The sequence below is a fragment of the Intrasporangium sp. genome, from assembly GCF_032907665.1.
Lineage (GTDB): Bacteria > Actinomycetota > Actinomycetes > Actinomycetales > Dermatophilaceae > Intrasporangium.
On record NZ_JAJJPG010000054.1, the window covers coordinates 12,358 to 22,708 of the forward strand.

Consider the following 10,351-nt stretch of genomic DNA (forward strand, 5'->3'; position numbering starts at 1 on the left):
CACTCGACTGGACCTCGTCGAGTGGCCTCGACTGGACCTCGTCGAGTGGCCTCGACTGGACCTCGTCGAGTGGCCTCGAATGCCGCGGCTGCAGGGTCCTCGAGATTGGGAACCGATCGTGACCTCCGGGAGGTTCCCGTCGTCTCGGCGATGACTAGGGTTGCTCCATGTCTCGCAGGGGGCGGACCGCGGTCGTCGGCGGGTCCATCGGCGCCGTCGTCGTCATGGCTGCCCTCGTCGTCGCGGCCTCGGGCCGGTCCCCCGACCTCATGAGCCGGCCCCGGACGGCGGTCGACCCGCGGGCACCCACGTGGACGCTCGGCCCCGAGCTCACCGCGCTGCCCCAGGAGTCCCGCACACCCGAGGGCGGCTCAGGGTGGGATCCCTCGGGGTTGTTGGCCGTGATCGTCCAGCTGCTCGTCGTGAGCGTCGTCGTCGCCCTGCTGGCCCTCCTCGTCCTCGCCCTGCGTGACCTGCTGCGGCGGATCAGGCCACAGGTCACGAGCCATGCCGAGCCCGGCTTCGCGGTTCCCGAGGTGCCCACCGAGATCCTCCAGGGCGCGGACTCCGGCCTCGAGAACCTGGGGCAAGGCGCGCCGCGCAACGCCATCGTCGCTGCGTGGGTCGCCCTCGAGGCCGCCGCCGGCGCGGCCGGCCTGCCTCGGCATCCCGCGGAGACCTCGACCGAATACGTCGCCCGCGTGCTCGCGACCTGGGAGGTCGATCCTCGCAGTCTCCGCGAGCTGTCGGCCCTCTACCGCGAGGCCCGCTTCTCGACCCATCCACTGACCGAGACGCACCGACGGCGCGCCATCACCGCTCTCAGCGCGATCCGCAGCGACCTGGAGCGGGCACCCCGCGCCAGCGCAACGACGCTCACCGACGCGGAAGGGCGCTGACGATGAGCAGCCAGCCCAGCGGCATACGGCCCCTCGTCACCGCCCTTCGGGCCTGGCGCCGCCGCATCGCCGGACTCGTCATCGCCTGGGCGGTCGTCGCCCTCTTCGCCGGCCTGATCGGCCTGAGGCCGGACGTCCCGCGGCTCGGCGTCGTGCTCGTCGCCGTCGCCGCCCTCGCGTGGTATGCCGTCGACCACGTCAGCAGCCAGCAGCAGACCGTGTGGCCGTTGACCGACGGCCGTCTCACCGCCGGGAACCGGGGCAACGACTACCGCGTCACCAACCTCGCCGCGCGGCTCGAAGCCGCGAACGCGCGGCCGGAAGGCCGGGCCGAGCTCGTCCACGACCTGCACAACAGGCTCAGCGAGATCATTCGCGAGCGCCTCTACGCCAAGCACGGGATCGTCATCGAGGAGGAACCCAGGTGGGCGGAGGGAGTCATGCCCCCCGAGCTGTGGGAGTTCCTCGTGACCCTGCCGCCGCCCGACCTCTACCGCCCCGAGCGCCTTGACCAGACCCTCCGACGAATCGAGCAGTGGTGACCCGATGAGCAACCTGACCGACCCGGCGGCCACCGGCATGGACCTCCGTCGCGTGAGCGACCTCAGCAACGCCGTCCTCACGGAGGTCGAGCGCGCCGTCGTGGGCAAGCGTGAGCCCCTGCGCCTCGTCCTCGCCGGCGTCCTCGCCGGAGGGCACGTCCTCATGGAGGACTTCCCGGGCCTCGGCAAGACCCTCGCCGCCCGGAGCTTCGCCCAGACCCTCGGGCTGACGTTCAAGCGGGCCCAGTTCACCCCCGACCTGCTCCCTGGCGACATCACCGGCTCCTTCGTCTTCGACCAACGCTCGGGCGACTTCGAGTTCCGGCCGGGACCGATCTTCACCGGCCTGCTCCTCGCCGACGAGATCAACCGCACGCCCCCCAAGACGCAGGCCGCCCTGCTCGAGGCCATGCAGGAGCGACAGGTGACCGTCGAGGGGCGCACCTTCCCGCTCCCGCGGCCGTTCCACGTCCTCGCGACCGCCAATCCCGTCGAGTACGAAGGGACCTACCCCCTCCCGGAGGCGCAGCTCGACCGCTTCCTCATGCGGGTGTCCTTCGGCTACCCCTCCGTCGACGAGGAGTGGCAGATCCTCGCCAACCGGATGGCACGCCAACAGGAGGAGCAGACCCTCGAGCCCATCGTCACACCCGACGAGCTGCTTGCCATGCAGGCCGCGGTGGAGCGCGTGGTCGTCGACGAGTCCGTCGGGCGCTACTGCGTCGCCCTCGCCGCTGCCACGCGCGCCCACGGGGACGTCCTCATGGGCGCCTCTCCCCGCGGCGCCCTCGGCCTGCTGCTGTGCTCCCGGGCCTATGCGGTCATCGGCGGTCGCGACTACGTCACGCCCGAGGACGTCAAGGCCGTGGCGAAGCCCGTCCTCGCCCACCGCGTCACGGTGAAGCCGGAGCTGTGGATGAGCGACGTCAGCGGGAGCAACGTCGTGACGCGCCTGCTCCGGTCGGTGCCGACGCCGGCGCCGCGCGAGCCGGGGAGCGGGACCGGCCCTGCCGGCTGGTCGACGCCGACAGGTGAGCCGAGCGGGTCGAGCGGGTCTGCGCTGTCGCCCGGTCACTCCGAGGCCTGACGTGCGGCCCCTCCTGCCCCGGACGACGTCGTCCCGCCCGCTCGGCGGGTGGACTGCGACAGCGGCCCACGCCCGAGCCGTGCTCCTCGCCGCGGCTGCCTCCGTTGCCGCGGTCGTCGGGCGGAGGCCGGACCTGCTCGTCCTCGCCGCGCCGCTCGTCGTGGCGGCGATCTGGGGACAGCTGGCCCGACCGCGCGGGGGCGCCGTCGCCGAGGTGACCATGAGCACCGGGACGCTCCGCGAGGGAGACGTCACCACCATCGCGGTCGACGTCCACCCGAGGCCCCGCGCCGACGGTGTCATCACGCTGGCCTCGACCCCGTGGGTGGAGCGCCGGCCGGGAAACGGGATCGCACACCTCGAGGACGGGGTCGGGTCCATCGCCCTGCGGACGACCCGGTGGGGCCGCCGCCAGGTCGGCACCCTGAGCGTGGCCCTCTCGAGTCCCTGGGGCGCCTACCGTGTCGGCCCGACGGACGTCCCTGACCTCGCCACCGCCACCCTCCCGGTGCCAGCCCGCTTCGACGCCTCGGCGCCGACGCCGCACCCGCGAGGCCTCGTCGGCCTCAACCGCTCGGCCCGACCCGGCTCGGGCAGCGAGTTCAACACGATCCGCCAGTTCCATCCCGGCGACCGACTCCGGCGGATCCACTGGCCGGTGTCCCTGCGGACCGGCGAGCTCCACGTCACCTCGACCTATGCGGACGAGGACGCGCACGTCTTCCTCCTCGTCGACGCCTTCAGCGACCTCGGACCACGCGAAGGCATCGACGGACGGCCGACGAGTCTCGACGTCACCGTCCGGGCCGCGGGGGCGATGAGCGAGCACTTCCTCAGGAGCAACGACCGCCTCACCCTGCGGACCGTCGGGGCCGCCAACATCCCCCGACTGGGTGTCGGCTCGGGCACGAGGCACCTGCGGCGCGTCCTCGAGACCTTGGCCTCGATCGCGCCCGCCAGCGAGCGTCGGGACGACGGGGAGCACGCCATTCGCGGCGTCGACCCCATGGCCCTGTGCCTCGTCCTCAGCCCGCTCATCGACCAGACGATGGTCGGGCTCGCCCACACCCTGGCCGCCCGGGGGATGACGACCGTCGTCGTCGACACTTTTCCGGAGCATCTCGCCGACAACCCGGGCAGTGTCCACGAAGCACTCGCCTGGCGGATCCGGCTGCTCTCGCGGCAGGCGCAGGTCCACTCCCTCGTGACCCGAGGCGTCCCGGTCGTGCCATGGCGCGGGCCGGGGTCCCTCGACCATGTCCTCCGTGACATCGCGAGGCGCGCCTCGGCTCCGCGGATGGGCAGGCGGCGATGACTGCCCACACCCAGCGCCGCACGGGCCCAGCCACGGCAGGCAGCACCTGGCGCACGATCAGCTTTGGTCGCGGCATCCAATGGTCGCTCCCCCAGCTCGGCCTGGCGATGATCGGGGTGGCCGCCGCAGCCGTCTACCTCCAGGCCCTGTGGCTGGCCGCCGGCGGGTTCGACCCCATCTGGTGGGTCCTCGTCGTCGTACCGCTGGCAACCCTGGCCTACGCCGGCTCCGGGGTGCCGCTCGCCTACTGGGGCCTCATGATCGTGGGGTGGTTCATCCTCACCCCGTCCGGAAGCTTCTCCCTGTGGTCGATCCCGGGAGCTGTCGCGGTGCTCATCGGTCACGCGGCAGCCGCGCTCTCGGCGACCACGCCGCCGGCTGGTGGGTTCTCGACGCGGACGACCCGCGCGTGGCTGCGTGCCGTCATCCTCGCGGCGCTCGCGGCGCCGGCGGTGGCCCTGCTCACCGGTGCGCTCCGGGGCGGTGGACTGGATCCCGGCCCAGCGGCATACGTCATCGGACTCGGCGGCCTCGCAATCGGCGTCTTCGCGCTCCGCAGCGAACCGCCACTCCAGAGCGACTAGCGTCGCGTCACTGTCGTGCGTCGTCCCAGACGGCGCCCCATGGCACATCCCAGCCGGCCATCCGCATCTGCCGCTCGACGAAGGCCCGCCGCGGCAGGTCGAGCACGCGGCCGACCGACGGTTCGTAGACGTCGAGCTCCTGGCCCCGCGTCGCGGGCATGACGAGCACGACATGGCGGGGAAGCCAGGCGTTGCCGATGTAGAGGAGCGCGGGACGGCCGGCGCGCACCCGTTGCTGGAGCGAGGTGTAGGCCCGGTCGAGCGTCGCTGGCCGCACGAAACGGAACCACTCGAGGTCGTAGTCCGCCCACGGCACGGCAGCGCCGTACTCGAGCTCGCCGATCGCGCCCCACGGTGGGGTGCCCAATGCCCGCGGCCACGGCGCCTGGATGCGGCCCCCCGCGCCGACCATGGCGTTGGTCCGCCGTGCGACCACCTGCTCGTGGGCGGCGAAGCGCTCCTCGACCGAGCGCCCGTCGGAGGCGGCCTCGTCCTTGGCGTCGTCCTCGAGGCCGAACCGGATCCACCGGGCGAAGGCCGGGTTCACGAGCATGCGCGCCACCGTCAGGCAGGCAGAGCCACACGTCGTCGTCGACTGCTGGACGGGAACGCGGTCGCCGGCCTGGAGTCGGAACGGTGCGATCATGCCTACCCCCTGGTGCTGCCCCCGTGACCGGTCAGGCGGACCTGCCGTCCCTGCCGCATGAGCCGCACCGACGCTCGTCCCTCATTCGGGTCCTCACGCCTTGGCTCATGCGGAATCCCTGCCGCATGAGCCGAACCGGCGCTCCGGGCCTCGCTCGGGTCCTCACCCCTTGGCTCATGCGGATTCCTTGCGTTGGCGCTTGGGCCGCGGCTCCGCCTCACGACGCACGATCGTCGGGTTGACGTTGTCGAGCACGACCTCGCGGGTCACCACGACCCGCGCGATGCCGTCGTCGCTCGGCACGTCGAACATGACCGGCAGGAGGACCTCCTCCATGATCGCGCGCAGGCCCCGGGCCCCGGTGCCGCGCAGCAGTGCCTGGTCGGCGACGGACTCCAGGGCGTCGTGGGTGAACTCGAGCTCGACGCCGTCGATCTCGAACATCTTCTGGTACTGCTTGACGAGCGCGTTCCGCGGCTCCGTCAGGATGTTGACCAGCGCCTGCTGGTCGAGCGGGGTCAGCGTCGTCAGGACGGGCAGTCGCCCGATGAACTCGGGGATGAGACCGAACTTGAGCAGGTCCTCCGGCATGACGTCGGCGAAGCTGTCGGCGAGGTCCTTGGGCGTGTGCAACGGCTGGCCGAAGCCGAGCCCCTTGCGGCCGGCGCGGCTCTCGATGATCTTCTCGAGCCCGGCGAAGGCGCCACCGACGATGAACAGGACGTTCGTCGTGTCGATCTGGATGAACTCCTGGTGCGGGTGCTTGCGTCCGCCCTGGGGCGGCACGGATGCCGTGGTGCCCTCGAGGATCTTCAGCAGCGCCTGCTGGACCCCCTCGCCGGAGACGTCACGGGTGATCGACGGGTTCTCCGACTTGCGGGCGATCTTGTCGACCTCGTCGATGTAGATGATCCCGGTCTCGGCCTTCTTCACGTCGTAGTCGGCGGCCTGGATGAGCTTGAGCAGGATGTTCTCGACGTCCTCGCCGACGTAGCCGGCCTCGGTCAACGCGGTGGCGTCGGCGATGGCGAAGGGGACGTTGAGCATCTTCGCGAGGGTCTGCGCGAGGTAGGTCTTGCCCGATCCGGTCGGGCCGATGAGCAGGATGTTGGACTTGGCGATGTCGACGTGGTCGTCGTCGCGCTTGGGTCCCTCCCCCGCCTGGATCCGCTTGTAGTGGTTGTAGACGGCGACGGCGAGGGACTTCTTGGCCGTGTCCTGCCCGACGACGTAGTGCTCGAGGAAGTCGAAGATCTCCTTGGGCTTGGGCAAGTGGTCCAGCCCCAGCTCACTGGACTCGGCGAGCTCCTCCTCGATGATCTCGTTGCACAGGTCGATGCACTCGTCGCAGATGTAGACACCGGGGCCCGCGATGAGCTTCTTGACCTGCTTCTGACTCTTCCCGCAGAACGAGCACTTGAGGAGGTCTCCGCCTTCTCCGATGCGTGCCACCGATTGCTCCTACCCTCGACTACAGCGGTCGACAACGTCCCCCAATCTAGGGGGTCGACTCCTATTAGACGACGGAGCGACCCACCCTCGCTCGTGCAACGCCGTTTGTCCGCTGACGGCTGACAAGCCACGAACGCCCCACGTCCGCACGTGTCAGGACCGTTCATGCCGTATGCCGCTGAACGGGCTCCCGCACCCACCGCCCCTCCCGGCACGGCCAGGTCGACACCTCCGGCGCCGCGTCGGTCCGCGGTCAGGCCGGTTCGGCGACGTCGTCGGCTCGTGACGGGAAGTGCTGGCGCCACTCGTCCGAGAGGGTCGGCACGGGCATCCCCTGGTCGCGCATCGCGCCGATGACGCGCTGGAGCGTGTGTGCCGGCGTGGTGTAGATCCCCGTGGCCCGGACCACGATGAGCCGCCACTTCCCGCCGTCCATCCACTCCCGGCGATCCAGGTCGATCCCCCACTGGTCATCGGACTCGGCGTGCTGGCGACCGTCGTACTCGATGACGAGTCGGTACTCGGGATAGCTCAGGTCGAACCGGAACCGGACCCTGCCACCCGGCCAGTGGATCTTGTGGTTGATGACCGGCTCCGGGAGGCCAGCGAGGACGAGCAGGAGCCGCAACCGGGTCTCCATCGGTGAGTCGACCTCGGCCCGCACCAGACCGGCCGCCCGTCGCGCCCTACGCCGCGAGCGGCCGCGAAAGGCCGCTGCGGCCTCGACGAGCTGGGCGGGAGTCACTCGCTCGGCCTTGACGAGCGAGTCGCCGAGCACGACGAGGTCGACCAGGCCGAGGTCCGCCGCCAGGTCGAGAAAGGTCTGCGCGGGCGTGGTGACCCGGAGCCCGCGGAACGTGACGTACTTCTGCCCACCCCTGCTCACTCGATGCGCGGCGAGGCCCCGGACCTGTGGCCGCCTCCCGACGCAGGACAGGTGAGCCAGGCCGTCGTCCGGCACCACCGCACCCCAGATCCGCGCGGCCGACTGGTGCGAGACCACCGAGCGCGGGTCCACGAGCAGGAGGGCCGCCCGGGCCAGGAGCAACGGCGTCACGGTCACCTTCCTGCCGACGTAGACGCCCTTGAAGAGCCGTCGGTACCGCCCCGACCTCAGGTCCCACTCGGTCACCCCGGCGGGCAGGACTCGTGTGCCCCGGTCATCCTTGTCGACGCGAAACGGTTCCGCTCCCGGTCTGGTCATGGACCGATGGTGGCCGTCCTGCCGCCTGACCGTCGAGGCTCGTCCACAGGGGCGATCCGGGTGGGCCTACCCGATCCATCCGTGGCGGATTCTGGTAGGCGATCGTGCCGAAGTCTCCTACCGGATCCACCCACGGCCGGATCTCGTAGGCAGAGAGCAGATCAGAGGCCCGGTCAGAGGCCGCAAGGGAGCAGGGGCGGTGAGTGCCGATCAGGCGGTCAGGGGGCGGTGAGGTCCTGCACGATCGCGATGTACTGCGCCTCGGCGTCCGCGGCCGACGTCCCCTTGAGGTCGGCCCACGCGTCGTACTTCGCTCGTCCGACGAAGTCGGTGAAGCCCGGCCGCTTGCCCGACACGTCACCCTCGGTCACCTGCTTGTAGAGGGCGTAGAGCTTCAGCTTGACGTCATTGCCGGGGTCCTCGGTCAGGCCCTTGACGGCCGCGACGGCCGACTCGAACTCAGTACTCGCCATGGCCCCAACATAGACCCCGCACAGCGGTATGCCGCCCAGCCCGGCGCCAGCGGAAGGTCACCTTCCGCGCGGAGCCCGCTGAGCGGCATACGCGCTCGTGATGAACGTCACTCCTCGAGGGAGGCCTTGCGCGAGGCGAGGACCTCGTCGATGAGGCCGTACTCCTTGGCGTCGTCGGCGGAGAGGATCTTGTCACGCTCGATGTCGTCACGGACCGTCTCGGACGTGCGCCCCGTGTGCCGGGCCAGGGTGTCCTCGAGCCAGGTACGCATACGGAGCACCTCGTTGGCCTGGATCTCGATGTCCGACGCCTGGCCGAACTCGCCCCCCGCCAGCGCCGGCTGGTGGATGAGGATGCGGGAGTTCGGCAGGGCGAAGCGCTTGCCGGCGGCTCCCGCGCCGAGCAGGACTGCGGCGGCGGACGCGGCCTGACCGATGACGAACGTCTGGATGTCGGGTCGGACGAACTGCATCGTGTCGTAGATCGCCGTCATCGCGGTGAACGAGCCGCCTGGGCTGTTGATGTACATGAGGATGTCGCGGTCCGGGTCCAGCGACTCGAGGACGAGCAGCTGGGCGATGATGTCGTCGGCGGAGGCATCGTCGACCTGCACGCCGAGGAAGATGATGCGGTCCTCGAAGAGCTTGTTGTAGGGGTCGGACCGCTTCATGCCGTAGGACGTGCGCTCCTCGAACTGCGGCAGGATGTAGCGGCTCTGCGGGGCCGGGGCGGCCAGACGGTTCGTCGGGTTGATCATCATCGGGTCTCTCACTTCTCGTCGCTCGTGGCGTCGGTCTTGGCGTCGGCCTGCCCCACGCCCTCGCCCTCGACCGCCTGGCCGGAGCTGGAGAACACGTGGTCGACGAAGCCGTACTCCTTCGCCTCCTCGGCGCTGAACCAGCGGTCACGGTCGGAGTCCTTGACGATCTGGTCCACCGACTGCCCGGTGTGCTGCGCGATGAGCTCCGCCATCTGGTTCTTGATGTAGAGCATCTGCTCGGCCTGGATCTTGATGTCCGTCGCCGTGCCACCGATGCCGCCGGACGGCTGGTGCATCATGACGCGGGCGTGCGGCGTGGCGTAGCGCTTGCCCTTCGTGCCGGCCGAGAGGAGGAACTGCCCCATGGAGGCGGCCATGCCCATCGCGACGGTGGCGACGTCGTTGGGGATCCAGTTCATCGTGTCGTAGATCGCCATGCCGGCCGAGATCGAGCCGCCCGGGCTGTTGATGTAGAGCCAGATGTCCTTCTCGGGGTCCTCGGCCGAGAGCAGCAGCAGCTGCGCGCAGATGGCGTTCGCGTTCTCGTCGCGGACGTCGGAGCCGAGGAAGATGATGCGCTCCTTGAGGAGCCGGTTGTAGATGTGGTCGTCGAGACCGCCCGGCAGGCCGGTGCCGTTGGCGGAGATGTCCGAAGTCACCTTGTCTCCATCGTCGAAGTTGTCCCGCCCGACCGGTGGGTGCGCGGTCGGCTGGCTCGTCACTGACCCTAACGCCCCGGGGTGTGGCGGGATTTCCCGGACCACGCTGTGTTCGCCCTGAGCGCACAAACGGCGTCCCGCCCATGCCGTATGCCGCTGGGCGGGGCTCCGGTGCGCCATGGCCCGGACGCAGGCGGGCCGGCTCCCGGGGGCTGCGTGGTGCCCGGGAACCGGCCCAGATCGGGACGTGTTCAGCGGACCGAGGAGTCCTCCTGGTCATGGTGCGTCTCGGTGCCGACGACGTCACCGGCGTCGTCGAGCGACTCCTCGAGAGGGGCGTTCTCCCGGGGGCTGCCGTCGGCGCTCCCGCGCTCGATGTCGACGTCGTCCGGCTCGCCGGGCACCTGGTTGACGGAAGGGTCCGCAGCGCCGCGGCTGCGCTCCTGGTCGGGCAGTTCAGTGGGGGTGTGGTCGAACTCGGTCACTCGGTGCCTCCTCGCGTCCCGTGCCGGCCGGGCCTGCCCGCGGCGGCACACGGGGCCACTACCCATTGAGGCCCCGAGTGCACATCTCGGCGAGGACGGCGAAGGCCGGCACCCCCGAAAGGGCACCGGCCTGCAGCTGCGCGGATCAGGAGGTGGTCGTCTCCGCCGTCTCCTCAGCCTTCTGAACGCCGGCCTCATCGGCCTCATCGGCCTCGTCCGCCGAGTCCGCCGAGTCCGCGGAGTC

The 10,351-nt window shown here is 70.6% G+C and carries 12 protein-coding genes; 5 read left to right on the top strand and 7 right to left on the bottom strand.

Annotation, left to right across the window (positions count from 1 at the left end; genetic code table 11):
* The first annotated feature begins 167 nt into the window (after window positions 1–167).
* The 5 genes from LOY02_RS09880 (at window position 168) to LOY02_RS09900 (ending at window position 4,427) form a co-directional block, all read left to right on the top strand.
* Entirely contained in the window at window positions 168–899 is a 732-nt protein-coding gene (locus LOY02_RS09880) for a DUF4129 domain-containing protein (RefSeq protein ID WP_317182185.1), read from the top strand.
* A gap of 2 nt (window positions 900–901) precedes the next feature.
* Window positions 902–1,441: a hypothetical protein gene (locus LOY02_RS09885; protein WP_317182186.1), complete on the top strand. Its 540-nt coding sequence runs from the start codon at window positions 902–904 to the stop codon at window positions 1,439–1,441.
* 4 nt (window positions 1,442–1,445) lie between these two features.
* A complete protein-coding gene (locus LOY02_RS09890) occupies window positions 1,446–2,528 on the top strand; it encodes a MoxR family ATPase (protein ID WP_317182187.1) in 1,083 nt (360 codons plus the stop codon).
* A 79-nt stretch (window positions 2,529–2,607) separates the two neighbouring features.
* A complete protein-coding gene (locus LOY02_RS09895; RefSeq protein WP_317182188.1) occupies window positions 2,608–3,843 on the top strand; it encodes a DUF58 domain-containing protein in 1,236 nt (411 codons plus the stop codon).
* Window positions 3,840–4,427, top strand: a complete 588-nt coding sequence (locus tag LOY02_RS09900; RefSeq protein ID WP_317182189.1) for a hypothetical protein — start codon at window positions 3,840–3,842, stop codon at window positions 4,425–4,427. Before LOY02_RS09895 ends, LOY02_RS09900 begins: the two co-directional genes overlap by 4 nt.
* Window positions 4,428–4,434: 7 nt before the next feature.
* On the opposite strand, the gene LOY02_RS09905 is transcribed toward LOY02_RS09900, so the two are convergent.
* The 7 genes from LOY02_RS09905 to LOY02_RS09935 all read right to left on the bottom strand — a co-directional run bounded on the left by LOY02_RS09905 (window position 4,435) and on the right by LOY02_RS09935 (window position 10,107).
* Entirely contained in the window at window positions 4,435–5,073 is a 639-nt protein-coding gene (locus tag LOY02_RS09905) for a hypothetical protein (protein ID WP_317182190.1), read from the bottom strand.
* Window positions 5,074–5,247: 174 nt separating this feature from the next.
* Window positions 5,248–6,525 (bottom strand): ATP-dependent Clp protease ATP-binding subunit ClpX, encoded by a 1,278-nt coding sequence (gene clpX, locus LOY02_RS09910; protein WP_317182191.1) that lies wholly within the window; start codon window positions 6,523–6,525, stop codon window positions 5,248–5,250.
* 253 nt (window positions 6,526–6,778) lie between these two features.
* Window positions 6,779–7,729, bottom strand: a complete 951-nt coding sequence (locus LOY02_RS09915; RefSeq protein WP_317182192.1) for a hypothetical protein — start codon at window positions 7,727–7,729, stop codon at window positions 6,779–6,781.
* Window positions 7,730–7,947: 218 nt separating this feature from the next.
* Window positions 7,948–8,202 carry an acyl-CoA-binding protein gene (locus LOY02_RS09920; RefSeq protein WP_317182193.1) on the bottom strand — a complete coding sequence of 85 codons (255 nt, stop codon included), beginning with the start codon at window positions 8,200–8,202 and terminating at the stop codon, window positions 7,948–7,950.
* Window positions 8,203–8,309: 107 nt separating this feature from the next.
* On the bottom strand, window positions 8,310–8,963 hold the full coding sequence (locus LOY02_RS09925; protein ID WP_317182196.1) for an ATP-dependent Clp protease proteolytic subunit: 654 nt from the start codon (window positions 8,961–8,963) through the stop codon (window positions 8,310–8,312).
* 8 nt (window positions 8,964–8,971) lie between these two features.
* Window positions 8,972–9,622 carry an ATP-dependent Clp protease proteolytic subunit gene (locus tag LOY02_RS09930; RefSeq protein WP_317182194.1) on the bottom strand — a complete coding sequence of 217 codons (651 nt, stop codon included), beginning with the start codon at window positions 9,620–9,622 and terminating at the stop codon, window positions 8,972–8,974.
* A 251-nt stretch (window positions 9,623–9,873) separates the two neighbouring features.
* A complete protein-coding gene (locus tag LOY02_RS09935) occupies window positions 9,874–10,107 on the bottom strand; it encodes a hypothetical protein (protein WP_317182195.1) in 234 nt (77 codons plus the stop codon).
* Window positions 10,108–10,351 lie beyond the last annotated feature (244 nt).

Coding starts and splice junctions, on each gene's coding strand:
- LOY02_RS09880 (WP_317182185.1), top strand. CDS start 168: ATGTCTCGCAGGGGGCGGACCGCGGTCGTCGGCGGGTCCATCGGCGCC.
- LOY02_RS09885 (WP_317182186.1), top strand. CDS start 902: ATGAGCAGCCAGCCCAGCGGCATACGGCCCCTCGTCACCGCCCTTCGG.
- LOY02_RS09890 (WP_317182187.1), top strand. CDS start 1,446: ATGAGCAACCTGACCGACCCGGCGGCCACCGGCATGGACCTCCGTCGC.
- LOY02_RS09900 (WP_317182189.1), top strand. CDS start 3,840: ATGACTGCCCACACCCAGCGCCGCACGGGCCCAGCCACGGCAGGCAGC.
- LOY02_RS09905 (WP_317182190.1), bottom strand. CDS start 5,073: ATGATCGCACCGTTCCGACTCCAGGCCGGCGACCGCGTTCCCGTCCAG.
- LOY02_RS09915 (WP_317182192.1), bottom strand. CDS start 7,729: ATGACCAGACCGGGAGCGGAACCGTTTCGCGTCGACAAGGATGACCGG.
- LOY02_RS09920 (WP_317182193.1), bottom strand. CDS start 8,202: ATGGCGAGTACTGAGTTCGAGTCGGCCGTCGCGGCCGTCAAGGGCCTG.
- LOY02_RS09925 (WP_317182196.1), bottom strand. CDS start 8,963: ATGATGATCAACCCGACGAACCGTCTGGCCGCCCCGGCCCCGCAGAGC.